The organism is Rhizobium sp. WYCCWR 11146, assembly GCF_013591995.1.
In the GTDB taxonomy this organism is placed as follows: domain Bacteria; phylum Pseudomonadota; class Alphaproteobacteria; order Rhizobiales; family Rhizobiaceae; genus Rhizobium; species Rhizobium indicum.
Genome location: NZ_JACCEY010000024.1, coordinates 776,502 through 801,686 on the forward strand (window position 1 = coordinate 776,502; position 25,185 = coordinate 801,686).

General features: G+C 60.4%; 26 protein-coding genes and 1 tRNA gene. 16 read left to right on the top strand and 11 right to left on the bottom strand.

From position 1 onward, the window contains the following. Positions 1-433: 433 nt before the first annotated feature. Positions 434-571, bottom strand: a complete 138-nt coding sequence (locus HX899_RS23535; RefSeq protein WP_171598757.1) for a hypothetical protein — start codon at positions 569-571, stop codon at positions 434-436. A 91-nt stretch (positions 572-662) separates the two neighbouring features. Between HX899_RS23535 and HX899_RS23540 the strand changes: the two genes are divergently transcribed. The 3 genes from HX899_RS23540 to HX899_RS23550 all read left to right on the top strand — a co-directional run bounded on the left by HX899_RS23540 (position 663) and on the right by HX899_RS23550 (position 3,147). Beyond that, the gene (locus HX899_RS23540; protein WP_138329407.1) at positions 663-818 is read left to right on the top strand and encodes an entericidin; all 156 of its coding nucleotides are present in this window, start codon (positions 663-665) and stop codon (positions 816-818) included. A gap of 491 nt (positions 819-1,309) precedes the next feature. Beyond that, the gene (locus HX899_RS23545; protein ID WP_138329408.1) at positions 1,310-2,182 is read left to right on the top strand and encodes a transglutaminase family protein; all 873 of its coding nucleotides are present in this window, start codon (positions 1,310-1,312) and stop codon (positions 2,180-2,182) included. Positions 2,183-2,319: 137 nt separating this feature from the next. Beyond that, a complete protein-coding gene (locus tag HX899_RS23550; protein WP_181293520.1) occupies positions 2,320-3,147 on the top strand; it encodes a transglutaminase family protein in 828 nt (275 codons plus the stop codon). A gap of 24 nt (positions 3,148-3,171) precedes the next feature. On the opposite strand, the gene HX899_RS23555 is transcribed toward HX899_RS23550, so the two are convergent. Both HX899_RS23555 and HX899_RS23560 read right to left on the bottom strand, forming a co-directional pair. After that, a complete protein-coding gene (locus HX899_RS23555) occupies positions 3,172-3,393 on the bottom strand; it encodes an alkylphosphonate utilization protein (RefSeq protein WP_020050017.1) in 222 nt (73 codons plus the stop codon). Between the two features lie 99 nt (positions 3,394-3,492). Further along, entirely contained in the window at positions 3,493-4,389 is an 897-nt protein-coding gene (locus HX899_RS23560) for a LysR family transcriptional regulator (protein ID WP_138329409.1), read from the bottom strand. 144 nt (positions 4,390-4,533) lie between these two features. On the opposite strand from HX899_RS23560, the gene HX899_RS23565 reads away from it, so the two are divergent. Further along, on the top strand, positions 4,534-5,961 hold the full coding sequence (locus HX899_RS23565; protein ID WP_181293521.1) for an MFS transporter: 1,428 nt from the start codon (positions 4,534-4,536) through the stop codon (positions 5,959-5,961). A gap of 338 nt (positions 5,962-6,299) precedes the next feature. On the opposite strand, the gene HX899_RS23570 is transcribed toward HX899_RS23565, so the two are convergent. Then, the gene (locus HX899_RS23570; RefSeq protein ID WP_181293522.1) at positions 6,300-7,025 is read right to left on the bottom strand and encodes a 3-keto-5-aminohexanoate cleavage protein; all 726 of its coding nucleotides are present in this window, start codon (positions 7,023-7,025) and stop codon (positions 6,300-6,302) included. 567 nt (positions 7,026-7,592) lie between these two features. Here HX899_RS23570 and HX899_RS35685 point away from each other — a divergent pair. Both HX899_RS35685 and HX899_RS23580 read left to right on the top strand, forming a co-directional pair. After that, positions 7,593-7,829, top strand: coding sequence for an HNH endonuclease (locus HX899_RS35685; protein WP_181293523.1), 237 nt, complete (start codon positions 7,593-7,595; stop codon positions 7,827-7,829). Positions 7,830-8,006: 177 nt separating this feature from the next. Continuing rightward, the gene (locus tag HX899_RS23580) at positions 8,007-8,321 is read left to right on the top strand and encodes a hypothetical protein (RefSeq protein WP_138329414.1); all 315 of its coding nucleotides are present in this window, start codon (positions 8,007-8,009) and stop codon (positions 8,319-8,321) included. 148 nt (positions 8,322-8,469) lie between these two features. Here HX899_RS23580 and HX899_RS23585 read toward each other — a convergent pair. Together HX899_RS23585 and HX899_RS23590 are read right to left on the bottom strand one after the other, a co-directional pair. Further along, a tRNA-Ser gene (locus HX899_RS23585) sits at positions 8,470-8,559 on the bottom strand. 196 nt (positions 8,560-8,755) lie between these two features. Continuing rightward, positions 8,756-9,931 carry a GGDEF domain-containing protein gene (locus tag HX899_RS23590; RefSeq protein ID WP_138389151.1) on the bottom strand — a complete coding sequence of 392 codons (1,176 nt, stop codon included), beginning with the start codon at positions 9,929-9,931 and terminating at the stop codon, positions 8,756-8,758. Between the two features lie 210 nt (positions 9,932-10,141). On the opposite strand from HX899_RS23590, the gene HX899_RS23595 reads away from it, so the two are divergent. Then, positions 10,142-10,468, top strand: coding sequence for a GYD domain-containing protein (locus HX899_RS23595; RefSeq protein WP_029874139.1), 327 nt, complete (start codon positions 10,142-10,144; stop codon positions 10,466-10,468). A 99-nt stretch (positions 10,469-10,567) separates the two neighbouring features. Here HX899_RS23595 and HX899_RS23600 read toward each other — a convergent pair whose 3' ends face one another. Beyond that, complete coding sequence (locus HX899_RS23600) at positions 10,568-10,771, bottom strand: hypothetical protein (RefSeq protein ID WP_181293524.1); 204 nt, start codon at positions 10,769-10,771, stop codon at positions 10,568-10,570. A 400-nt stretch (positions 10,772-11,171) separates the two neighbouring features. Between HX899_RS23600 and HX899_RS23605 the strand changes: the two genes are divergently transcribed. The 4 genes from HX899_RS23605 (at position 11,172) to HX899_RS23620 (ending at position 15,389) form a co-directional block, all read left to right on the top strand. Continuing rightward, the gene (locus HX899_RS23605) at positions 11,172-12,278 is read left to right on the top strand and encodes a septal ring lytic transglycosylase RlpA family protein (RefSeq protein WP_181293525.1); all 1,107 of its coding nucleotides are present in this window, start codon (positions 11,172-11,174) and stop codon (positions 12,276-12,278) included. A 71-nt stretch (positions 12,279-12,349) separates the two neighbouring features. After that, a complete protein-coding gene (locus HX899_RS23610; RefSeq protein WP_181293526.1) occupies positions 12,350-13,543 on the top strand; it encodes a D-alanyl-D-alanine carboxypeptidase family protein in 1,194 nt (397 codons plus the stop codon). Between the two features lie 131 nt (positions 13,544-13,674). After that, the gene (gene tmk / locus HX899_RS23615; protein ID WP_138389155.1) at positions 13,675-14,355 is read left to right on the top strand and encodes a dTMP kinase; all 681 of its coding nucleotides are present in this window, start codon (positions 13,675-13,677) and stop codon (positions 14,353-14,355) included. Positions 14,356-14,363: 8 nt separating this feature from the next. Next, entirely contained in the window at positions 14,364-15,389 is a 1,026-nt protein-coding gene (locus tag HX899_RS23620; RefSeq protein ID WP_181293527.1) for a DNA polymerase III subunit delta', read from the top strand. A 38-nt stretch (positions 15,390-15,427) separates the two neighbouring features. Here the strand turns inward: HX899_RS23620 and HX899_RS23625 are convergent, their stop codons facing one another. Further along, entirely contained in the window at positions 15,428-16,216 is a 789-nt protein-coding gene (locus HX899_RS23625) for a sulfite exporter TauE/SafE family protein (protein WP_138329421.1), read from the bottom strand. A gap of 234 nt (positions 16,217-16,450) precedes the next feature. Between HX899_RS23625 and metG the strand changes: the two genes are divergently transcribed. Genes metG through HX899_RS23640 form a run of 3 tightly spaced genes read left to right on the top strand, consistent with a single transcriptional unit; the run spans position 16,451 to position 19,611 of the window. Then, a complete protein-coding gene (metG, locus tag HX899_RS23630; RefSeq protein ID WP_138329422.1) occupies positions 16,451-18,001 on the top strand; it encodes a methionine--tRNA ligase in 1,551 nt (516 codons plus the stop codon). A gap of 4 nt (positions 18,002-18,005) precedes the next feature. After that, on the top strand, positions 18,006-18,788 hold the full coding sequence (locus HX899_RS23635; RefSeq protein WP_138329423.1) for a TatD family hydrolase: 783 nt from the start codon (positions 18,006-18,008) through the stop codon (positions 18,786-18,788). A 4-nt stretch (positions 18,789-18,792) separates the two neighbouring features. Continuing rightward, entirely contained in the window at positions 18,793-19,611 is an 819-nt protein-coding gene (locus tag HX899_RS23640) for an MBL fold metallo-hydrolase (protein WP_181293528.1), read from the top strand. On the opposite strand, the gene HX899_RS23645 is transcribed toward HX899_RS23640, so the two are convergent. Then, positions 19,608-20,234 carry a TerC family protein gene (locus HX899_RS23645; RefSeq protein ID WP_138329425.1) on the bottom strand — a complete coding sequence of 209 codons (627 nt, stop codon included), beginning with the start codon at positions 20,232-20,234 and terminating at the stop codon, positions 19,608-19,610. The genes HX899_RS23640 and HX899_RS23645 overlap by 4 nt on opposite strands. A 268-nt stretch (positions 20,235-20,502) precedes the next feature. Between HX899_RS23645 and HX899_RS23650 the strand changes: the two genes are divergently transcribed. Together HX899_RS23650 and HX899_RS23655 are read left to right on the top strand one after the other, a co-directional pair. Further along, complete coding sequence (locus HX899_RS23650; RefSeq protein WP_138329426.1) at positions 20,503-21,180, top strand: hypothetical protein; 678 nt, start codon at positions 20,503-20,505, stop codon at positions 21,178-21,180. A 66-nt stretch (positions 21,181-21,246) separates the two neighbouring features. Continuing rightward, positions 21,247-21,624 (top strand): hypothetical protein, encoded by a 378-nt coding sequence (locus HX899_RS23655; protein WP_181293529.1) that lies wholly within the window; start codon positions 21,247-21,249, stop codon positions 21,622-21,624. Between the two features lie 192 nt (positions 21,625-21,816). Here the strand turns inward: HX899_RS23655 and HX899_RS23660 are convergent, their stop codons facing one another. Together HX899_RS23660 and HX899_RS23665 are read right to left on the bottom strand one after the other, a co-directional pair. Then, positions 21,817-22,920 (bottom strand): alpha/beta hydrolase, encoded by a 1,104-nt coding sequence (locus HX899_RS23660; protein ID WP_138329428.1) that lies wholly within the window; start codon positions 22,918-22,920, stop codon positions 21,817-21,819. Between the two features lie 290 nt (positions 22,921-23,210). Next, positions 23,211-25,088 (bottom strand): adenylate/guanylate cyclase domain-containing protein, encoded by a 1,878-nt coding sequence (locus HX899_RS23665; protein WP_180194356.1) that lies wholly within the window; start codon positions 25,086-25,088, stop codon positions 23,211-23,213. Positions 25,089-25,185: the final 97 nt, after the last annotated feature.

Here is a 25,185-nt window from a genome sequence, read left to right on the forward strand (position 1 = left end):
GAGTGCAACGCGTGGGCGACAATCTGGAACAGCAGGCCGGCAATGGCGAGCAATGCGAAGCCAATAGGCATAATCAGACTTTTGCTAAACATCATCCCTCTCCCCTTTTGCGTAAAGCATAAGCGGAAGGGGACGGAGCGCAACAATATTGTTAACAGATAGTTAAGCCTAGCAATTAACTAAAATTAATTACATCGAGGATCGTAAAAATACTTGCGGATGTCGAAAGCTTTATTTTGCACCTTTCCCGTGTTGTTGACGGATGGTCTGCGATCTATGCGCTTCAGACCTTCCGATCTACGCGTTGTCGTCGGGGCAGCAACTAGTGCCGCTACCTCTCCGGATCGCAAACATTGAGGCCGCGCTTAACGACTTCGGGCACTGGGCTCCAGTGATCGCGCGCCTTAGGGCCAATCCGTTTGCCGCGGGCCAGTCAGGTCCGGTGGACGATCAGCATGAAGACGAGGAAGGACGCTGTTGCGACCGTGGCGGCGAAGGCAATCTGGTAGTCCATGTCGTTAACCCCAGTTGGATGGCTCCCGTAAACGCCTGTGACGTCACCGAGTTCCATGTCGTGCGTTCGCGCTCATCGCCTGCGGATTGATTTTGGCGAAGAATGCGTCATCTTCCCTTGATCGCCATTCAATCCGGGGAAACACCTGATGCCTAAAGTTGCAATCGCCATCGCCTGCATCTGCTTGCTGACACTGTCCGGCTGCGGCAATACCGCATACGGGCTGAAGAAGGATGGGCAGGAGGCGAGCCACGCCATGGACAATGCGACACATCGGGTGCTTTCGGCCGGCGCCAAGAAGTGATGCGGGCGATGGAATAAAAAAGCCCGCCTGGGGTGAGGCGGGCTTAGGATTAACAGGGAGAATGGACGGATAGACTCCGCCTCAACTAATAAAGCATTTTCTTAAGCGGATGACTTTACGTCATTCGACGTAACGGCGACCGTCACGACCGATGCGGCCATGATTCGGAATCGAATCGAAGATATCCGGATCGAATCAGAAGTTGCCCCAGTTCTGAGCGCGGGCACGGGCGCGAATAATCCGGTATTCGCGACCGCCATAGAGCGAGCCGATTGTCAGCAGAAGCGTCAGAACGTCCCAGATGATATGCATGTTATCCTCTTAGGTTGGACGGCCCTGCCGTCGATCGGTGAAGATACAATAGCAATCTTTCGAACGTGCTTATATGACAAGAAATCGGGATGAGCGGGAAAGCCGGCAGGGCGCTTCCGCAGAAGAGGGGCGGCGTTGCCGCCTTGGAGCAGCAAAGTGAACAGTTTCGGCGGTGGCTTATGACGATTTTCTCCGTCCGCCACATCACGTCCTATCGTTACGTCAGGGATGTCGATTTCGGTGAGCATCGCTTGATGTTCCGGCCGCGCGACAGTTTCGACCAGCGGCTGATCGAAGCGTCGTTGACGATCTACCCTGAGGAAAGTCATGTGCGCTGGATCCACGATGTTTTCGGCAATTGCGTGGCGCTCGTCGATTTTTCGAGGCCGGCATCCGAACTTCGTTTCGAAACCTGGATCACGCTCGATCACACGCCGCAGGTCGCCCTGGATCTGAAGGTCGACGACGCGGCCCTGACCTATCCATTCTCCTACGACAAGGACGAGATCGCCGATCTGACCCCGGCGATGCAGCGCCATTATCCCGACCCGAACGACGAGGTCGGACGCTGGGCGCGCCAGTTCGTGCGCCAGGGGCGTCCGACGGAGACCGGGCATCTGCTGATGACGCTCTGTTACGCCATCCGCGAAAGCTTCGTCTATGCACGGCGCCATGAACATGGAACGCAGACGCCGGTGCAAACCTTGCAGCTTCGCTCCGGCACCTGCCGGGATTTTGCGCTTCTGATGATGGAGGCGGCACGCATCCTCGGCCTCGCAGCGCGATTCGTCACAGGCTATGTCTATGTTCCAGACCGGGACGGTTCCACCGTGCTCGGTGGCGGTTCCACGCATGCGTGGTGCCAGATCTATCTTCCAGGCGCCGGTTGGACGGAGTTCGATCCGACCAACGGCATCGTCGGCAACCGCGATCTTATTCGTGTCGCGGTTGCCCGCGATCCGCGCCAGGCCGTCCCGTTGAGCGGCAGCTATGACGGGGACGGGAAGGATTTCGACAGCATGACTGTGCAGGTCAACGTCACCACGAGGTAATTCGATTACCTCCGAAGTAATCTTGGATTGCTCCGAGCCGGCCGCGCAGTGACAGTCCCCCAGCCACGGAACCGGGTAGCGCGATCAACGTTCCATACTCACCTCCACCGATGCGGGGACGCGACAAGGAAGCGACAATGAAGATACGCGCCGGGTTTCATCTGGGCTATGAATGCACGCAGCCGACGCCGATGCTGCTCGTCCTCAACATCCATCCCTCCCGTCGCGCCGATCTTCTCAGCGATCAGATCCTGACATTCGACCGGCCGATCGAGGCCTGGGGCTATACTGATGTGTTCGGCAATGCCTGCAGCCGGATCGTCGCTCCGCCGGGGCTGACGACGATCTCCACGGAGTTCGAGATCTACGACAGCGGCCAACCCGACATCGTTCCCGACGATGCCGTCCAGCACGCGATCAATGACCTGCCCGACGATGTGCTGGTCTTCCTGCTCGGCAGCCGCTATTGCGACACCGACAGGCTTGCAGATTTCGCCTGGGCGACGTTCTCGTCGACACCGCTCGGCTGGGCGCGCGTGCAGGCGATCTGCGATTTCGTCCATGACCACATCACCTTCGACTACCTGAAGGCCGACGTGCTCAGGACCGCGCATGGCGGCTTTATCGACAAGGCGGGCGTCTGCCGCGACTTTGCCCATCTCGCCATCGCGCTTTGCCGATGCATGAATATCCCGGCACGATATTGCACTGGTTATCTCGGCGATATCGGCGTTCCGATCGATCCCAATCCGATGGATTTCAGCGCCTGGTTCGAGGTCTTTCTCGGCGGCCATTGGCATACTGTCGATGCCCGCCACAACACGCCGCGCATCGGCCGGATCCTGATGGGAACCGGCCGCGACGCCACTGACGTCGCCATGTCGACGGCCTTCGGCCCGGCAACGCTTTCCCGTTTCGAGGTGATCACCGAGGAAGTGCCGCCGGAGGCGGTGAAAGCCGATTGATCGCGGAGTCGCGGGCGAGGGACTTTATGCCTTCTTCAAAAACTCGGTTTTCAGCACGAGGCCTTTGACCTGCTTGGTGCTGCACTCGATCTCGCCAGGATTGTCCGTCAGGCGAATGCCCTTGACCAGCGTTCCACGCTTCAGCGTCTCCGAGGTTCCCTTGACCTTGAGGTCCTTGATCAGCGTCACGGAATCGCCGTCGTGAAGCTGGCTTCCGTTGCTGTCCTTTACAATGATGTCGGTCATAATGTCCCCGCTTGGTGATCCCGGACGGGAAATCATGGCGACGCAGGATAGTCAATACGAACGGCTCAGTTGGCCTGACCTCTGATCCTACGCGGCCCTTCAATCAGCTCGCGCGCAGGCGTCGCGAACGCAGCCGCGCAGCCAGCGATGCGCCGGATCGGCATCCATCCTGGGGTGCCAGAGCAATGACACCGTGATCTCAGGCGTCGGGACGGGGAGGGGAAAACTATGCATTCCCGCGCGCAAGGCTCCGGTGTGCCGTTCGGGCACGCTGGCGATCAGATCGCAGTTCCGGGCGAGCGCCAGTGCCGTGGAAAAGCCGCTGACGATGGTGGCGATCTGCCGTTCCAACCCGAGCGCGTTCAAGGCTTCATCGATCGGTCCCTTGTCGAGCCCGCGCCGCGAGACGTAGATGTGCTGGCCGCCGGCATAAAGGGAGGGAGTCATCTCGCGCCCACAAAGCGGATGCCCCAAGCGCACGACGCCGATGAAACGATCGCGGAACAAGGCCTGCGCCCGCACCTCCGGCCCGGTCGTCCCGCCGACGACGCCGGTTTCCAGATCGACGGTCCCATCGCGAAGCGGGGCGCTGTCCTTGTCCGGCTTCTGCACGAAGCGCAGCCGCACGCCGGGCGCTTGCCGACCGAGGCAGGCGATGAGATCAGGTCCGAAGCTCTCGGCAAAGCCTTCGCTGGTGCGCAGCGTGAACGTCCGGACCAAGCGTTGAAGGTCAAGCGCCTCGGCAGGACGCAGGATCGCCTGCGCGTCCTCGACAATCCGGCCGACCCGCTCGCGCAGTTCGAGCGCGCGCGGCGTGGGGACGAGGCCACGGCCGGCGCGCACCAGCAGCGGATCGCCCGTCGTTTCACGCAATCGCGCTAAGGCCCGGCTCATCGCCGACGGGCTGAGCCGCAGCCGTTGCGCCGCACGCGCAACGCTGCCCTCGGCAAGCAGCACATCGAGGGTGACTAGCAAGTTGAGATCAGGTGTCGACATCCATCAGCTATAACACGGCTTCAACTTGATGTGGCGTCAAACGCATGAATAAAGTGCAAATCGTGCGCCTTTCGCCATATTAAGCAGAGGACTAGGTTTTCACCAGTTCCATTCGGGGAACTAAGAGAAAACGGAGTTCACGAGGTGAAATCGATCATTGCAGAGCGAAGCGAGGCCATCGCCGAACAGGCACCATCCATACGATGGGCGCTTGCCAGTCTTTCCCTCTCGATGTTGCTGCCGTCACTCGGCACCAGCATCGCCAATGTGGGCCTGCCGAGCCTGGCGCAGGCGTTCGATGCCGCCTTCCAGGATGCGCAGTGGATCGTTCTCGCCTATCTCCTTGCCATCACCACCCTGATCGTCAGCGTCGGACGGCTCGGCGACATCACCGGCCGACGTCGGCTGCTGCTCATCGGCATCCTGCTCTTCACGCTGGCCTCGATCCTCTGCGGCGTCGCGCCGACGCTATGGCTGATGATTGCCGCGCGCGCTGTGCAGGGCCTAGGTGCGGCCATCATGATGGCGCTCACCATGGCCTTTGTCGGCGAAACGGTGCCGAAGGAAAGAACCGGGAGCGCCATGGGGCTGCTCGGAACGATGTCGGCAATCGGTACCGCTCTTGGGCCCTCGCTCGGCGGCCTGCTGATCGCCGGGCTCGGCTGGCCGGGAATCTTCCTCGTCAACGTGCCGCTCGGCGTTCTGACCTTCGTTCTCGCCTATCGCCATCTGCCCGCCGATATCAGCAAGGGGAAGACGGGTCGGAAGGGCTTCGACATCGCAGGCACTTTGCTGCTTGCGCTGACGCTGTCGGTCTACGCGCTGGCGATGACGATCGGGCACGGCCGATTTGGCCTATTGAACATCGCTCTGCTCTCGGTCGCCGTCTTCGGCGCCGGTTTGTTCGTCTTCGCCGAGGCGAGAGCGGCATCGCCGCTGATCCAGTTGACGGTGTTCCGCAATCGCGTGCTCACCGCTAGCCTGGCGATGAACGTGCTGGTTTCGACTGTGATGATGGCGACGCTGGTAGTCGCGCCGTTCTACCTCTCCCATGCGCTCGGGCTCAATCAAGCTCTCGTCGGCATCGTCATGTCGATCGGCCCCGTCATCTCCATCTTGAGCGGCGTCCCGGCCGGCCGTCTGGTGGACCGTCTGGACGCGCCATTCGTGGTTGTCGCAGGGCTCGTTGCCATGGCGGCAGCCTCCCTCGCAATGGCCGTACTTCCCGGGATATCAGGCTACATCGCCGCCATTGCCATGCTGACACCCGGCTATCAGCTGTTTCAGGCGGCCAACAACACAGCCGTCATGGCGGATGTCCGCCCGGACCAGCGGGGCGTCATCTCGGGCATGCTCAACCTGTCGCGCAATCTCGGGCTGATTACCGGTGCATCCGTGATGGGCGCCGTCTTCGCGTTCTCTTCGGGAACACCCGATATCACAGCGGCGCATCCCGAGGCCGTCGCCTCAGGCATGCGGATCACCTTTGCCGTCGCAGCAGCACTGATTATCGTCGCGCTCGCTATTGCACTCGGGACTTACCGCCGCCGCCGAGCGCTCGGGGAGAGTTGAGCCCGGCACTTATCGGCCGCGCGAGCGAAACCCAGACCAAGGTCCGATCCATCCCGGACTTCGTGCCCATAGGAACTTTCCGTCGATGCAATAGGTAGCTTCGACATGCGTGGAGGTGTTCGGAGTTTTGCTGTGACTAAAATGTTCGTTGCGGGGATGATACTGACGCCGCTTATCTTCTGGGGTTCTATTGGCGTGCTGATATATTCGTACTTCTCGTGAGGGCTGTCCGGCGACATCGACTTCGCCGAGCCCGTATTTTCGAAACATTCTGCGCCTTGACGATACCGGCCTCGATGGCGCCGAAGAGATACCGCCTGACCGCCCACATATCGGGATCAGTTCGAGTGGCCACGAAAGATCGCAACGGCCGCCGTGACCAGCGCGGCATTGTCGTTCGCAATCGTCCCACCCGGGAGGTGCTTGGCATCTTCCAGGCCGATTCGGGTGGAGTAGCGCCGCTCGCGCGCCAACCTGACGAAGGGCCAGACGGTGTCGTCGAAACCGTGCAGAAGAATGGGCCGAATAACCCGGCTATCCGTGAGCACCTTAATGATGCCGTCCGCGATATCGCATGCGCGCTGCAAATCCTGTTCGTCATCGAGCTCGATGAGCACGCGAAAGACCCGCTCATGATCATCGAGGCTGATGTAGCGCTCCGCATCGGCGACCGATGCCAGCCCGACTTCGATGCCGATACCCTTCTGCTGCAGCAACCGCATGACACCAGGGCCATCGTCTTCCGAGAGGTTCACCGAGGCATAATCCGGCAGAACGGACCAACGGCGGATGGCTTCCCGCGTTTTCTCCCGATCGCCTTCGATCCAGGCGCCCGTGGACACACCGATCAGCGTTCCCGGACAGACACGGCGGATCGCGCCGACAGTGTCGTCGACGGCGGCAAGGCTCTCCTTGCCATCGGCTCCGCGCGGATGGACGTGGAGCTCCGCAGCGCCGGTAGCGACCGAAGCCGCGGCATCACGCACCATGGCATCGATCGTCAGCGGAAGGAGCGGATGGAAATCGCTCGGCCGCGCGCCGTTGATGCAAGCTTGAACGATCATAAAGGAGCCTCGCGCTTGTTGGGCCGCTTAAGACGCCGGGTATACCAAATTGGAAACCTGAATACTTAGGGGCGCTGCTGACAAAGTCATTTCCCTTGCCGTTACAGCCCCAATAATATCAAAACAGTCGAGATAGGCGACTGCTGCTCTCGTGCAGGGTCAAGCTGTGCGGACGCCGACTAGAGGACGGCCACGTGATCTCGTGGCAGCGACGTGACGTCAATCTGCCGCCCGACCCCATTCTTAAGTTAATGGCGGTCGCGTCCTGTTGCTGCCTGTATATCATCTCATCGTCGACGCAAAGGAGGAGGGTGAAACTCATCTGTTGCCCTCAGGGAAGGCCAACCTTCCTGAGGTACAAAACCGCAATTTTCGGAAAACGACGGATGGCGGAAGGGTCGCAAACTCTACGACATAGAAATTCTTAGCTCAGCTCACGGCAGGCAGCGGCGAACAGTCGTTGACCCGGCCATCGAACCCATCACCGGCTGATCATGACCTGCCACATTCAGAACCGCATCAAGATGCGCGAGAAACAGGGCGGCCGCTGCTGCTACCCTCCAGCCTATGGTTCTGAGTGACAAACCGCCTCATAAGCAGCCGCGGAATGCCGAAACCCTTGAGCACCTGCGGCGCCGCTCTGATGGCGGCCGCAACAATCGATGCAACATCGCTTTGGCGTGCAAGCGGTGCAACGAAGAGCGCGGCGGCATGGACTGGCTCCGGTACACGAGCTACCGAGGCGGCGAGATCTGGGAACTAATCGAATGCGCGCCGCCCTGTGCGCATCGGCGTGGGTCGTAGACCTGCGCTAGCCAGCTGCCGAGCCGCATCGACGGTGGGACCAACACCATAGGCCGGCGCGATCACCATCCGCGACCACACCAGCGGCACGCAGGCCGGTGTTTTCTGGGATGCTCGCACCGTTCATCGGAGGTTAATGCTTATTAACCCAGAATCGCAGCCTGAAAGGATGCGCCGATGAAGATGCTCTTTACCTCACTTGCAGCCATGATCTTGTCTGCATCTTTCGCCCTGCCGCTGAACGCCGCGCCGATCGTCGTGCCGAACGCAGTACATATGCATACCTCCGACGTCGAGCAGGTCAAACACCGTCGCCACGGTAATGGACATGCGTATGGCCACCGGAAGAAACACCGGTACGCTTACCGCGACTGTCGGTATTACGGCTCGTGCTATCGTCCGCGGTATTACGGCAGTCGCGACTATTACGGCTATCGCGACCGTTACCCCTATCGTCGTCGGTCAGGTGTGACCGTGTATTTCGATTTTTAGCCGGCAGCGCCACTGAAACCAACCTTGGTGCTCAACAAATGCGCCGTCAGCCTCACCAGCTGGCGGTTTTCATACCAGAAGCGGGTTTATGACAAGCGTGCAATTCTCGCGCGAAAAGCGGAAATTGTGCAATAAAATCAATATAAGATGGCGGAAGAGGTGGGATTCGAACCCACGGTACGGTTTCCCGCACGCCGGTTTTCAAGACCGGTTCCTTAAACCACTCGGACACTCTTCCATCTGATTGAAAAGGTTGAGACATCAACATGCTGTTGATTTCTACGAACCGGTCATTGCTACCGATTTGCGACCCAATCACTCGATGGCTGGCTTTTTAGCAGCTTTGGTAGCAGCGTCAACGTGCTCTGCAGCATTTGCCAGCATCTTCGCCATGACGTGCGACTAGCTCGAGAGAGCCGACCTTCAGCTGTTCTTCAGCCTGCGCGAGCCGGTAGAGGTTCCGGCGCAAGGACGCTGGAGGTCAACCCCACGCTGCTGAACAACTCAACCCTGTTGCGACCCTTGTTTTTGGCAATGTAGAGCGCCTGATCTGCACGCTTCTGGACGTCTTGTTCGGTTAGACCCGCTTCCCAAAGTGCCACACCTGCACTGACGGAAGGTGTGACCTGATTTCCTTCGAAGACAAGGCTCAGGGCGTTGACAGCCTCGCGTATCCGCTCAGCGAGCGCAAAAGCGGAGGCTGCCGTTTGGCCGCGAAAAAAGAGGCTGAACTCCTCGCCGCCCAACCGACCTAGCACGCAGGAAGTGGGGGCACTCTGAGCAATCGTCCGAGCAACGTTTATGAGAACGACATCACCTTTGTCGTGTCCGTACATATCGTTAACACGCTTGAAAAAGTCGATATCGATGAGGACGAAGGCGTCCCCGGGGCTGAGGCTTTTCGGAAGGGAATTGAAGAAATGCTGCCGGTTGGGAATGCCGGTCAGCATATCGGTATTTGCAAGTCTGATAAGCTTTTCTTCGGCTCTTTCCTGCACGAGGACGAGCACGAACAGAGCCACTGCGAAATGACAGATGATCAGCAGAAAGAATGCGTAGCGCGGGGGAAGAGGCGCATCGTTCGGAAAGACGAAGCCAATGACGACCAAAGCCGAGAGAGACGTCGCCACCCATATGGATGCGGAAAGCCCGAGCCGCGCGGTAAGACGCTCATGGAAGAAGTCGCGGGCGATCACGAAACCTGACAAGGCAAGCAGGATGGCGGCGTTGCCATTGAACACCGATGCTCTCAATCCATTGTTCAAATACCATGGCGTGATCGCCGCACTCAGCATCAGGACGACGGGCAGGAGCAATGGCCACCAATCTCGTATAGAATTTTGACGCCGGCTGAGGCCGAAAAGACCAACCGCCATCAGCCCGTAACCATTGGCGCCCAGCGCAAAACTCCAGAACGTCCTGGCATTATCGGACATGTGAAGGCTCTCGTCCCACCCAGCCAGCGTTGAGGCGATCGCGAGCAAAGTAAAACCAACTGCAAGTACGCCGAGCCCCGGCGTCGCTCCGGAACGCCATCTCACATAGAAGAAGCAGATTGCTCCGACGATGAAGGAAGACTTGTGTAGAAGAAGGACTGTCGCAAGATCCATTGCCGGAACCCGATGTGAGAGAAGCGGGGTCCGAATAACGGCTAAAATCTACTTTTCGATGAACGCCCCGCGACCTTCTGACGGCGGAACTCGCTGCTCTTCCGGAGACTGCCGACCGAGATCGTTGGGACCCCGTCCATATATTGGAAATGACTCGCGTTCTCCCCGGCTTGAGCGTTAACTGTGTTGTTCTGGCGGAGGAAACAAACCATGGCCATGTATCTCACGCGCTTCAGCTACACGCCCGAGACCTGGGCGCGGATGATCGAAAATCCCGAGGATCGCCGAGAGGCGGCACGCAGTTACATTGAATCCGTGGGCGGAAAGCTGCATGGCTTCTGGTACGCCTTCGGCGAGCATGATGGTTGGAATCTGTGGGAGGCGCCCGATAACGTATCGATGGCGGCCGTCGCACTTGCGATCGGTGCAGGAGGTGCACTCAGCTCCATGGAGACCACTGTCCTCCTCAGCGTCGAGGATACGATCGCAGCCTTGGAAAAGGCGAAGTCGGTACGCTATCGTCCACCGGCAGCATAGGCGGCGGCCCACGGCTTCCCATCCACGTCGAAGATCAGCGCTTTGCGCTTCTCGTTTCGGCGCAAACTTTCTGTGAATTGCGCCGGAGACATGACAGACTTAGCTTCCGTCAGATCCAAGGCCCTTCGGACCGTTGAGCTGGTTCATATCCTCGCCGAGAGATCGAACCGCCTCCATCGTCACGGCGAGGGCCGACATCAGGATTGCGATGTCGTTGTCTTTATCCGGCTTGGAAAGCGCGCGAGATCGAGCGTGCAACTGCCGGCTGACCGTGTCGAGCTGCGTCAGGGTTTCATCGTTCATGGTGATCCTCCAAAGGTCTAAACCTTCAAAGCTCGCGGCGGACAATTCGTTCCCATACGGAATGAAGCGCCACCCCGCTGCGGCGCATCAAATCGGGCGGTGTTTCAATATGGAGCTTTGGGGGCGTCCGGAAGAGGCCCGGATGTTCACCATATGCCCCGCATCGGCACGATGATTTCGGGCCTCATTGCGGCGGCGAAAGGGCAGGCGGAAAGGGCTTTCGTTAGTGATTTATAAACCATAATCATTAGAATTGTCGCTATCGCTGCGAAATCGTTCGTAAATTTGCCACGAACTTAGCAAGATTAAAGCCTCGTTAGGCGGGCGGGAATAAGGCGCTATTGCCCCAAGATGGGGCAGGGTTCCTTAACCATAACGATCTTTGAGCGGCGTGGGGCATATGAAACTGGATTACGGGGCGGCGTCTTTCGCAACGGCAGCACGGTGGCTGGCGATCTCGGCGATGTGTGCGACGGTTGCGGCTTGCGGCACGACGCAGGCGGTGCCGAAGAAAAAAGCCCACGGCAAAGAGTATTTCTCCGAATCCGAATATGGCGTGAAGGCGAGCCCGCGGGTCGCTACCGGCAACAATATCCCGAAGGGCGGCGGCCGCTACATCGTCGGCAACGCTTACGAGGTGAAGGGCAAGTGGTATTATCCGAAGGAAGATTTCGCCTATAACAAGGTCGGCGTCGCCTCCTGGTATGGCTCGGCCTTTCACGGGCGCCTGACGGCGAACGGCGAAGTCTACGACCAGATGCATCTTTCCGCTGCACATCCGACCTTCCCGCTGCCGAGCTATGCGCGCGTCACCAATCTCGAAAGTGGTTCTTCCGTCATCGTGCGCGTCAACGATCGCGGCCCCTATCACGAAGGCCGCATCATCGACCTTTCCAACAAGACGGCCGACATGCTGGACCTGCAGCACAGCGGCACCGGCAAGGTGCGCGTGCAATATGTCGGCCGCGCCCGCATGGACGGCCACGACATGCCCTATCTGATGGCCTCCTACGCGCCGAAGGGCAGCCGCATTCCCGGCGTCAATCCTGAAGGCCAGATCGCAAGCGGCGTGATGGTCGCCTCCAACAGCCGAAAGATCACCCGCGACCAGCTGCAGAGTTCGGAAAACTACGAGACGCCGGCCAACGTGCCGGTGCCGAGGTCGGCCACCTCCTATGCCGGCTCGACGCCGAGCGCCCGCAACAATGCGGCAGCCGCCGCCGCACCCGTTCTGGCGCCAGCTGCCCATGTTCTGGTGGCGCCATCAGCGCCGTCCTTCAACAATGGTGCGCAGGCCATGGACCAGATGGTCGTGCTGCCGGAGATCGGTCCGATGCCCTATGAGCGGCCCCAGAATTCGCTGGCGCTCGGCTACCAGAACGAAGAGGTGAAGACGGTGACCGTCGATCTCGCCTTCGACGCGGTGATGGTGCGCAATGACGGGCTGACGCAAGAGTCCATCCTTGCCTCGGCCAAGCGCCATCAGGCAAAGTTCGCCCAGCGCTGAACTGGCAATTGCATCGGATTTCCTCGCGTTCTAACCTCCTGAAATACGCCGCTCGATCAATGGAAATTGCGATGCTGAAGCCCGCGCTTCGCCTGCTTGCATGCCTGATGCCGTTCGCCACCGGAGCCTTTGCAGCCGATGGCGGTGCCGCCGGCTTCGCCACCAAGGCGGCGCAGGCCTATATGATCGAGGCCACCACCGGCACCGCGCTTCTCGCTAAGAACGAGGATCAGAGCTTTTCGCCGGCCTCACTCGCCAAGCTGATGACGATGGATCTCGTTTTCGAGGCGCTGACCAGGGGCCAGATCACGCTCGATACCGAATATCCCGTTTCCGAATATGCCTGGCGGACGGGCGGCGCGCCGTCGCGGACGGCGACAATGTTTGCCAGCCTGAAATCACGCGTGCGCGTCGAGGACCTGATCAAGGGCATCGCCATCCAGGGCGCCAATGACAGCTGCATCATCCTTGCCGAGGGCATGGCCGGAAGCGAGCAGCAATTTGCCGTGTCGATGACGCGTCGTGCCCGCGAGCTCGGCATGGAGAAGGCGGAGTTCGGCAATTCCACCGGCCTTCCCGATGGCAAGAGCAAGGTGACTGCACGCGAGATGGTGACGCTCGCCGCCGCCCTTCAGCAATCCTATCCCAATCTCTATCCCTATTTTGCGCAGCCGGATTTCGAGTGGAACAAGATCTTCCAGCGCAACCGCAACCCGCTGCTCGGGCTCGATCTCGGCGCCGACGGGCTGGCGACTGGCTTTACCGAGGGCGCGGGCTATTCGATCGTCGCTTCGGTTCAGCGCGACGGCAGGCGGCTGTTTCTGGCGCTTGCCGGCATCGCTTCCGACAAGGAGCGGACGGAAGAGGCCAAGCGGGTGCTCGAATGGGGGCTGACGGCCTTCGAGAACCGGCAGATCTTCGCCGACAAGGAAGTGATTGGCGCCGCCAGCGTCTATGGCGGCACGTCGCGCACGGTCGATCTCGTCGCCAAGGCGCCGGTCAGCGTCTATATCCCGATCAGCAATCCCGACCGGCTGTCGGCGCGCATCATCTATCGCTGGCCGCTGACGGCGCCGGTCAAGCCGGATACCCAGGCAGGGACGCTGAGGATTTTCGCCGGCAGCCGGCTGCTCAGGGAAGTGCCGCTCTATACCGTGCAAGCGGTCGGCGAAGGCTCACTCAGCAGCCGGGCGATCGACGCCATGCTGGAACTCGGCGAATCGCTGTTCTTCTCCTGGCTCTGGGACAAGCCCGCGCCCGTCTGACGAGCTGTTTCCAATGCAATTTGCCGGGAAAGGTGAATATGTCGCCGCGGCGAAAGGTTTTCCTCCCTGATATCTTCGGATAGATAGAAGGAGCGGGGCGCGTGCGGCGCCTGGAATGCGGGAAGTTGTCATTGTCATCCGGTACGGGATTGTTCGTTACGTTTGAAGGCGGGGAAGGCGCTGGGAAATCCACGCAGATCCGCCGCCTCGCCGAGGCGCTGAAGGGCGAAGGTCACGACGTGCTGATGACGCGCGAACCAGGCGGATCGCCGGGCGCCGAAGCCGTGCGCCACGTGCTGCTGTCGGGGGCTGCCGAAGCCTTCGGCACGCGGATGGAGGCAATCCTCTTTGCCGCGGCCCGCAACGACCATGTCGAAGAGGTGATCCGGCCGGCCCTGGCCGCAGGCAAGGTCGTGCTCTGCGACCGCTTCATGGATTCCTCCCGCGTCTACCAGGGTATTACCGGTAATCTCGAGCCCGATTTCATCGAGACGCTGCAGCGCATCGCCATCAACGGCGTGATGCCGGATTGCACCGTGATCCTCGACATCCCCGCCAAGGTCGGGCTGGAGCGGGCGCAGAAGCGCGCCGCGACCGATGCTCCCGATCGCTTCGAGAAGGAGCGGCTGGAAACGCACGAGAAACGGCGCGAGGCCTTTCTCGATATCGCTGCCCGCGAGCCGGAGCGCTGCCACGTCGTCAACGCCATGCAGACAGAGGAGGCGATCGCCGCCGAGATCCTGGCGATCATCCAACAACTGCTGTCGCCGGCAGGCCGTGCGCGAATGCCGGAAGCCGCCCATCATGAGTGAAGCCCATTATGAGTGAGGAAAGGCCCGGACTGCTCGACGGCGCCATCTGGCCGGGGGAAAATACCAGGCTGTTCGGGCATGCGGAGGCGGAAGCCTTCCTTGCGCAGTCCTACCGGTCCGGCAAGGGCCACCACGCCGTCCTGATCGAGGGGCCGGAAGGCATAGGCAAGGCGACGCTCGCTTTCCGCTTTGCCAATCACGTGCTCTCTTATCCCGATCCCGAGACAGCGCCGGAGACAATCGGCGATCCGGATCCTGCCTCTCCCGTCAGCCGGCAGATCGCCTCTGGCGCCTCGCACAATCTGCTGCATCTTGCCCGGCCGGTGGACGAAAAGACCGGCAAGGTAAAATCGGCGATAACAGTCGACGAGGTGCGCCGCGCCGGCAAATTCTTCTCGCAGACATCCGGCACCGGCAACTGGCGGATCGTCATCATCGATCCGGCCGACGACATGAACCGCAATGCTGCCAACGCCATCCTGAAGATCCTGGAAGAACCGCCGAAGCGGGCGCTGTTCCTGGTGCTGTCGCATGCGCCGGGACGGCTGCTGCCGACAATCCGCTCACGCTGCCTGCCGCTGAAGCTGGCGCCGCTTGCCGATGATGAACTCGTCGCGGCCCTTGCCCATCTCGGCATATCAGGCGAAGGCGCGGCGGTGCTTGCCGCCGCCAAGGGCAGCGTCGGCGAGGCGCTGAAACTCCTGAACTACGGCGGCGGCGAGATCATCGCTGCCTATGACGAGATGCTTGCCGCCGAGGGACCGACAGCCCGCAAGGCAATGCATCGGCTGGCCGACGCGCTTTCGGGTCGGGAGAGCGACACGATCTTCGATTTCTTCGTCAGCCATGTCGGCGACGACATCATGAACCGCGCGCGCGCGGCAGCCGGCGAGGGGCGGATCGCGGCGGCGGAGCGGCTGGCGCGGCTCTATTCCGAAATCACCGAGCGGCTGACCATTTCCGATGGTTACAACCTCGACCGCAAGCAGACGATCATCAGCATTCTCGCCGATATCAAGCAGCCGGGCCTTTAAAGCGCGTCACCGCTGACACTTTCGGCACCGTGCTCTGATCAGCCGGTCAGCAGCTTGACTGCGACAACAGCAAGCGTGGCGGCAAGGACGATGCGGATGGTGCGTTCGTGCAGCTTCGGCGCCAGAAGGCTGCCGATGATGATGCCGGGGATAGAGCCGATCAGCAGGGCAAACAGCATCGGCCAGTCGATCTCGCCGATCAGCCAATAGCCCGTGCCGCCGATCAACGTGAGCGGTACTGCATGAACGATATCGGAACCGACGATCTCGCGCACATCGAGCCTGGGATAAAGGACCAGCAGGATCGTCACACCCAGCGCGCCGGCACCGACCGAGGTCAAGGTGACGAGGACGCCGAGAACGAATCCGAGAATGACGGTGAGGGCGAGGATGGTCGTCGGCTTCGGCGGTGTGCGATCGCCGATGGCGCGCCGCGCCAGCTCGAGGATCGGGCCACGGAAGACCAGCATGATCGCGGTCATGACCAGAAGCCAGCCGAGTGCCGTGGTGATCGTATTGGTCACGCCGATGCTTTTGCGATCGACGCCGGCCAGCAGCCAGAGCATCAGCAGGGCGGCCGGCAGGCTGCCGGCCGCGAGGCTGCCGACGATCTTCCAGTTGACCCGCCCATGCATGCCGTGAACGGCGGTACCGGCCGTCTTGGTGATCGCCGCGTAGAGAAGATCGGTGCCGACGGCGGTGGCGGGATGGACGCCGAAGAGCAGCACCAACAGCGGCGTCATCAGCGAACCGCCGCCAACGCCGGTGATGCCGACGAGCGCGCCGACGAACAGGCCGGAAAGCGAATAGAGCGGTTCGAATGTCAAACAAGCGCCCCTGACGGCGCGCGGCCACGACAAATCCGATAGATGAAAACTCGCACTTCGTTCTTGTCCCGCCCTCTTTCCCAAGACGGGTAGATTGGGCGAGAAGCTGAGTCAAGTTCACGCCCCCATCGTCCCGGAAATCATCGACGACTGGAAAGTTGAGGTTTCGCTTGACGGTGACATGCGCTAAGAGCGGCTGACCATTTTTATAGAGTTAGCCGGACATTGGCCGCCATGACAGACAAGACACCCTTCTACATCACCACCGCGATTTCCTACCCTAACGGCAAGCCGCATATCGGCCATGCCTATGAGCTGATCGCGACCGATGCGATGGCGCGTTATCAGCGCCTGGATGGCAAGGATGTCTTCTTCCTGACCGGCACCGACGAACACGGCCAGAAGATGCAGCAGACGGCCCGCGCCGAGGGCATCACCGCGCAGGCGCTCGCCGACCGAAACTCCGGCGAATTCCAGGCGATGGCGACGCTGCTCAACGCCTCGAATGATGATTTCATCCGCACCACGCAGGAGCGTCATCACGAGACGTCGCGCAACATCTGGAAGCTGATGGCCGACAATGGCGACATCTACAGGGACAGCTATGCCGGCTGGTATTCGGTGCGCGACGAGGCCTACTACCAGGAAAACGAGACGGAGCTGCGCGCCGACGGCGTGCGCTACGGGCCGCAGGGCACACCCGTCGAGTGGGTGGAAGAGGCAAGCTATTTCTTCAAGCTCTCCGAATACCAGGAGAAGCTGCTTGCGCATTATGAGGCGAACCCCGACTTCATCGGTCCGGCCGAGCGCCGCAACGAGGTGATCTCCTTCGTCAAGTCGGGACTCAAGGACCTCTCGGTCTCGCGCACGACCTTCGACTGGGGCATCAAGGTGCCGGACGATCCGGCCCACGTGATGTATGTCTGGGTCGACGCGCTGACCAATTACATCACCGCGACAGGCTATATCGAGGACCGGAACGGCCCGCGGGCGAAATACTGGCCGGCTGACGTGCACATCATCGGCAAGGACATCATCCGCTTCCACGCCGTCTACTGGCCGGCCTTCCTGATGTCGGCGAAGCTGCCGCTGCCGAAGCGCGTCTTTGCCCACGGCTTCCTGCTCAACAAGGGCGAGAAGATGTCGAAGTCGCTCGGCAATGTCGTCGATCCGGTCAATCTGGTGAACCATTTCGGCCTCGACCAGGTGCGCTACTTCTTTCTGCGTGAAGTGTCCTTCGGCCAGGACGGCAGCTACAGCGAAGAGGCGATCGGCACTCGCATCAACTCCGACCTCGCCAACGGCATCGGCAATCTCGCCAGCCGCTCGCTATCGATGATCGTCAAGAATTGCGACGGCAAGATCCCGGAATGCGGCGCGCTCAGCGACGAGGACAAGGCGATGCTGGCTGAGGTCGATGCGCTGCATGCCTCGACCCGCGAGGATATGGGCAAGCAGCAGATCCACCGGGCGCTCGCCTCGATCATTTCGGTCGTTTCCGAGACTGACCGTTATTTCGCCGGTCAGGCGCCGTGGGCGCTGAAGAAGACCGATCCGGAGCGGATGGGCACCGTGCTTTACGTGACTGCCGAAGTCGTGCGCCAGATTGCCATCCTGCTGCAGCCCTTCATGCCGGACTCATCGGCCAAGCTGCTCGATCTGGTCGCAGCACCCGAAGACAAGCGCGACTTTGCTGCCCTCGGCGAAGCCGGCCGTCTCATTGCCGGAACGACGCTCGAAGCGCCGACGCCGGTCTTCCCGCGCTACGTGGCTCCGGAGGCTTGAGGCCGTGCTGATCGACACGCATTGCCATCTTGATTTCGCCGACTTCGAGGCGGAGCGGGACGAGATCGTCGCGCGCGCCCATCAAGCTGGCGTCGCGCAGATGGTGACGATCTCGACGCGGGTGCGCAAGCTCGGCGCGTTGCTTGCTATCACAGAGAAGTATCCCTCGGTATTCTGCTCGGTCGGCACGCATCCGAACAATGCCGACGAAGAGCTGGAGATCCAGACGGAAGAGCTGGTGCGTCTCGCCAATGCCCATGAGAAGGTGGTCGCGATCGGCGAGGCCGGTCTCGACTATTTCTACGATACGCAAAAGCCTGAGGACCAGCAGACCGGCTTCCGCCGCCATATCGCCGCGGCGCGCGAGACCCGGCTGCCGCTCGTCATCCACAGCCGCAGCGCGGACGAGGACATGGCTGACATACTAACCGAGGAAACCGGGAAGGGGGCCTTCCCCTTCATTCTCCATTGTTTCTCGGCAGGCCCGGAGCTTGCCAAGACTGGCGTCGCGCTTGGCGGCTACATTTCCTTCTCGGGCATCCTGACCTTCCCGAAGTCGGAAGAGCTGCGGGAGATCGCCAAGACGATCCCGCAGGATCGGCTGCTTGTGGAAACGGACGCGCCCTATCTGGCGCCGAAGCGCTGGCGCGGTAAGCGCAATGAGCCGTCCTATGTCGTCAACACGGCCGAAGTGCTCGCCGAGACGATCGGCCTTGCTACCGAAGAGGTCGCACGGATCACGACAGAGAACGCTTTCCGGCTGTTCTCGAAGATGCCGAGGATCTAGCGGCGTGCTCTACCGGCGGCGTTTCACCATTCTCGGCTGTTCGTCGTCACCGGGCGTGCCGCGCATCACCGGCGACTGGGGTGCCTGCAATCCCGACAATCCGAAGAACCGGCGCACGCGCGCTGCCTTCATGGTGCAGCAATTCGCACCCGATGGCGGTGTCACGACCGTCGTCATCGATACCGGGCCGGACTTCCGCGAGCAGATGATCAGGGCAGGGGCCGACCATGTCGATGCCGTGCTCTACAGCCATCCGCATGCCGATCACATTCATGGCATCGACGATCTGCGCGGCTATTTTCACAATACGCGCCGCCGGGTGCCGATCTTTGCCGACCAATTTACGATGGACAGGTTGCGGGAAGCCTTCGGCTATTGCCTGGAAACGCCGCCGGGCAGCAACTACCCGCCGATCGTGCTGCCTGTTGTCATCGAAAACCTCGACGCGCCCGTGGAAATCCATGGTCCCGGCGGAACGATCGCCTTCCATCCGCATATCCAGCAGCATGGGGATATCCACTCGCTCGGCTTCCGCATCGGCGAAGTGGCTTATTGCAGCGATATTAGCGATTTCCCGCCGCAGACCGTCGAAAAGCTTCAGAACCTCGACATGCTGATTATCGACGCGCTGCAATATACCTACCATCCGAGCCACCTGTCGCTGGAACAGTCGCTCGACTGGATCGGCCGGCTGAAGCCGAAACAGGCGATCCTCACCCATATGCACACGCCGCTCGATTACGACGTGGTGATGGCTGAGACGCCGGACCATGTGGTGCCGGCGTATGACCAGATGAGCTTCGAGACCGAGGTCAGGCTCTAAAGCTTTAACCCGCTCGCTTGCACGTACGGCCACAGTTCGACGCCACCGCGGTGGATCATGTCGAGCGAGACGTAGAGGATGATCAGCAGGCCGACATAGGCGATCCAGCGATGGTTGGTGAGCAACCGGGCGATAAAGTTTGCGGCAATACCCATTAGCGCGATCGACAGGGCAAGACCGATGACTAGCACGCTCGGATGTTCGCGCGCAGCACCGGCAACGGCCAGCACGTTGTCGAGGGACATCGAGACGTCAGCAATGACGATTTGGGTCGCCGCCTGGAAGAAGGTCTTTCTCGGCGCGCCTTCGGCACCCACCGCTCCGTGATTCTCGCCATGGCCGGCGCGAAGCTCGCGCCACATCTTCCAGCAGACCCAGAGCAGCAACAGGCCGCCGGCCAGCAGCAGGCCGACGATCGCCAGCAGATAGACTGCGACGCTGGCAAAGAGAATACGCAGAACGGTCGCGGCCACAATGCCGACGATGATCGCCTTGCGGCGCTGCGTCGCCTCGAGGCCGGCAGCAGCAAGACCGATAACCACGGCGTTGTCGCCGGCGAGAACGAGGTCGATAGCAATGACCTGCAGCAAAGCCGTCATACCGGCTGCCGTAAACATGTCCATATGAATTATCCCCAATGCGTCAAAGCCGTGCTAGCGTCTCGAAGGTTTGACGTCAACCGCTGAGAGATTTCGCAAGCGGCGTATTTGCGAGTCTGCGCGCCGAAATGGCAGGCGGCAATGAAACAGCAAGCGATGCAGTGGAGCATCGCCATTCCCCTGGAACATTCAACTCAGCCGACGGTTCTTCAAGTCAGGAAACCAGACACCGGTCAATCATCGGCCAAACTTCGCATTGGCGGCTGGATCTGCACATCGAGAGGAGAGTCCCATGGGCAGCATTTACAACGATACCAACCCGACTTTTTCAGGCCCGACAGGCGGCAGCAGCCTTGCCGCATTTTTTGACAACCGATCGGACGCCGAATCCGCCGTCTCCCGTCTTGAGGACGCAGGCGTGCCGGTTGCGAGAATAAGGCTGATGCCCGGATATGAGGCGGGCGCAAAAAATACCGGCGCAATGAGCGAAGGCCGCAGCGGCTTCTTCGACGCGCTGGCCGACTTCTTCCTCCCAGACGAGGATCGCGCGGTCTACGCAGAAGGGCTGCGGCGAGGTGGATTCCTCGTCCAGGTCAATGATATCGATGACACGCTCTACGAGACCGTCCACGATATTCTGGACGACGAGGGCAGCATCGACATGGATGAGCGGGCGGATCTCTGGTCGTTGGAAGACAGACAGCAAGGCGCGTCCAATACCGGTTTTGCCGGATCGGCCCAGGGCGGCAAAGCCTCGGAAAACCTCGCCGTGTCCGAGAGTGCATTTGACGATGCGCGCCCGGTGGCAATGCGGGACACCGCGCATGGAAGCGCCAAGGTGCGTGCCTATACCTTCCCCGAGCCTGGCACCACGTCATCGGACGAAACCAATCGCCAATCCCAAGGCCAGTCCCAAACCCAATCGCAAGGCGGATCTCACCAGAGCCAGGGTTTCCGGCGCGACCATTAATATTATGAGGCCCGGCCGCAATGCCGGGCCTCATTTCCTCTCGCTCACCTATTCGAGGACATGTCGATGCAATCATCCATCAACCGCCACGGCCTTCCCCCAGATCCCGACGAACTGATCGCAGAAGGTGAGCCGCCTTTTGCCGATGCCGCGGAGCAGACGGCGCGTGAAAAGGCCGACGAAAGCCTGAATGCCCTGCAACATGAGGTCAGACTGCTGAATGCCCGCATGGGCGTGCTGCGCGAGGATGCGGAAGCAGCGCTGAAAGCCAAGGCCACATCGGTCGATGGGAGTGCCCATGTGCAGCTCGGCGATTACCCCTGGCTGAAACTTGCCGCGGCAATCGGCGCAACCTTCATTGCAGCCAGACTGGTTCGGCGTCTTCCGCTCGGTGTGCTGCTTGCGGGATTTGCCGGCCATATCCACGAAGTGAGACGGCAGTGACGGTTTGAGCGTGCTCCTGGCATAGGCGCCGCTTGACCCTGCCGCGCAGGTTAGCCTGCTGCGGCACGTCGGCGGCCGGCGTGATTTGGCACCGCCGCTGTTAGCCACTCGCATGATCCTTGGAGGCACTCCGTAGCGCTACGATCGCATTCGGCGCCTCGATATAAGAGAGGCAGCAAGCTCGTCCCCGTTTTACGCCGAAGTCAGATGCTGCCCGAAAAAGTCGCTGAGCTTCGCGATTGCAGGCCCGACGAATTGCGGCTTGTCATAGAGGTCGACGTGGGTCGCACCATCCACAACGAAGAGTTCCTTAGGCTCCCTGGCCTTTTCATAGACCTGGTCGCTCCAGAATTTTGTCTCGGCTTTGGAACCCGCGATCACCAGAAGAGGCCGAGGCGAAATTGTCTCGATCATCTCGAACGGGTAGAATGCCATCTGCTGAGGCAAGCTCGAGAATATATAGCGATTAACGGAATTCGGATGCTGACCGCGAGCCGTGCGGTAGTATTCATAACCCTCCCTGTACATGACGGGAGTCGCTGGCGTGAAGTCGTCGGGAGAATTGGCCACAACAGGCACAAGGCGAACTGGTTCGCCACGCGCTTCACGGCTGCGCTGCTCGCCGGCATCCTTCAGCCGCTTGACGCGCTCTTCATAGGAGATGGAGTTCGAAAGTCCCTCGCGACGACCCTGGCCAATATCGAAAGTGCTCACGGCTGCGACGGCCCTTACGCGGTGCTCGTGCTGTGCGTGGTTCAACGCGTAGCTGCCGCCGATGCAAATTCCCAATGAGCCGATCCGCACCGGATCGACCTGCGGATGCTGAACCAGGAAATCAATGGCGCAACTGATATCATCCACGCGCTGTGCCGGCACTTCCATAAGACGCGGCTCGCCGCCACTTTCGCCTTGATAGGATGCATCATAGGCCAGGCCGATAAATCCCGCTTCGGCAAGGCGCTGGGCATAGAGACCGGAGGACTGTTCCTTTACGGCGCCGAACGGATGGGTCACCACAACTGCCGCATACTTCCTGCTGCTGTCGAAATTGGCGGGCTTAAACAAGTTAGCGACAATGTTCGTGCCCATGTTCCGTGCAGGGTAGGTGACACGTTCAATCGTCACGCCTTTGTCGTTCGGGTAGTTGACAACAGCGGGTCCTTTGACCTTAGCAGATTGACCCGACGCCGCGGCGTTTCCAGCCAGTACTGAGCCGGCGACGGCAGCGCCAGACAAGACAAGCGCAGACGTTCCGAGAAACTGCCGCCGCTTCTCATCGATAAATTCATTGTCCATTGTAAAACTCCCTTGCTAGCGATCTGATTTGGAAGGATCAACGCGCTCATTTGGCGGTGATCTTTGTTCTTCTTGGTGCCAAGAATCGAATTCAACTTGTCGATCTCTCCTTGGTGAATGAGCCGCGGGAAGTAGGTTCAGTCCCGCCTTGTGAAGGCGATGTCCCTGAACGGGCATTCCCCCGACAGTAAAGATGATGTGCTGCTTGAGCCGGACCTCAGATATTGATACGGCACTCCGGCGGCACCGCTCCTTCAACGTTTTCATGCGCGACGATCTTTGGAATGACCCTATACGGCTGTGTCTGGGGCCTTAGCGCGCTCCAGGTCCGCGAGAAACTGCCGCATTAAGGGGGAATCTCCAAACCGGCGATAGTCGCGTTCCGATTTTAGCGAAAACTCGGGATTTTCCCTGACAAGGTCGGCCATCGTCGTTTGGGCATCGCCCAGATCGTCCCTCGCAGCCTGCAGCGCGGTTTGGATTAACAAGCAATTTGCGTCTTGCGGCGACCGGATCAGGCATTCGCGGATGACATTTGCTGCCTCGTCGCGGCGACCCGCCGCGTAGAGAGCCTGCCCATGCACGTAAGCATAATATTCGGGGGCAATTGGATGAAGGCGGCGCGCGCGCTCGGCATTCGAAACAGCAGCCGCATAGTCTCCAAATCGAACTTGTGCCTTGGCTAGCGCCATTAGGCTATCTGGGGCGTTCGGGTTGAGCTCCACGGATCGTTTCGCGGCCTGTAGCGCGCCGGGATAGTCGCCGGCGGCGGACAGGCCGAAGCTGAGCACCTGGTAACCGATCGCCAGATTTGGGTCGAGGCGGATAGACTGGCGCGCCTCGCTCAAACCGATTTCCACGTCTCTTTCCGTCGCCCGACCGGTGACCCGTTGCGTCATGTCGAAGATGTACGTCATACCGAGGCTGGCGCGCGCGACCGCATAGGACGGGTCCAGTTCCAGCGCCTTCTGGTAAAGTCCGCGTGCGGCCAGGAGTCCCTCGATATCCTTCGCGTCGTGCTTGAACCGATTTCGGGCCTGCAGGACAAGATCGTAGGCCTGCAGGTTCTTCGTCGGGCGCCGGATCGCCACTTCTTGCTCCGTTCTGCCGACATAAGACACGAGACTGGCGACGATCTGGGATGTCAGTTCGCTTTCAACGGAGAAAATATCCTCGACATTCCGGTCATAACTTTGTGTCCAGAGATGCGCTCCGCTTTTCACGTCGATCAGCTGCGCGGCGATACGAAGCTGATCACCGACACGACGCGCGCTTCCATCGACTACATAGGCAACATTCAAGCGGTCACCAATCGTTCGAATGTTACCCGCATCATCCCGCACTGCAGATGTAGAGTCCGGGTCGATCACCTGGAGATCAGGATTGCGCGCAAGCTGGGTCGTAATGTCCTCGGTAAGGCCATCGGCAAAGTAGGCCTGCGCGGGGTCGCCACTCATATTGTCGAAAGGCATCACCGCTACGGACGGTCGCGGATCGATTCTTTCCGCGTTCGCTAGCATGGTAAAGTCGGACGGTATCCCGGCGATCATCGCAGACAGTGGAATTGGCTGAAGCGAAAGTCCGATCCCGAGCGAAATTGCCCCGACCCCATAGGCGAGCCGAACGCCCACGTGGGGCACGAAGGAACGCACGCGGCTCCAACGTCGATTTCGCCGGCTCGGTCGTTTGACGGCGTAGACGTCGAGGCGTTCGGGAATGTTCTTCGCCGTTCGGCGCCCAATATGGGAAAAGCTCTTGCCGCGGCTGCGGTCGGCGCTCAACACCACCGCGTTACTGACAAAAATGCTACCCGGGTCGGCCATGGCTTCGAGCCGGGAAGCCACGTTGACGCCGTCGCCATAAATGTCGCCATTGTCCTCAATGACATCGCCGAGATTGACGCCGATCCGGAACTCGAATCGTTGGTTCTCGAAGCCGTTCTGGATCTCTACTGCCGCATCCAGCGCGTCGTTGACACTGGGGAAGGTTGCGAGAAAACCGTCGCCAGTGCTTTTGAACGTTCGTCCGCCATGTTGGCTGACAGTCGGTTCGATCAGGTCGTCGAATACAGAGCGGAGCTCTGCGTAAGTTGTCGCCTCGTTTTCAGCCATGAGACGACTGTAGCCAACAATGTCTCCGGCCATGATCGCCGCAAGCTTACGTTCCATCGCCACAGCGGCCGCGCCAGTTAACGCCAGAGCCGAAACCCCGAGCAGGTGTCTCCTGTTCAAGTCAACACAGCGGTCCGGCATGTTCGTAATCCTC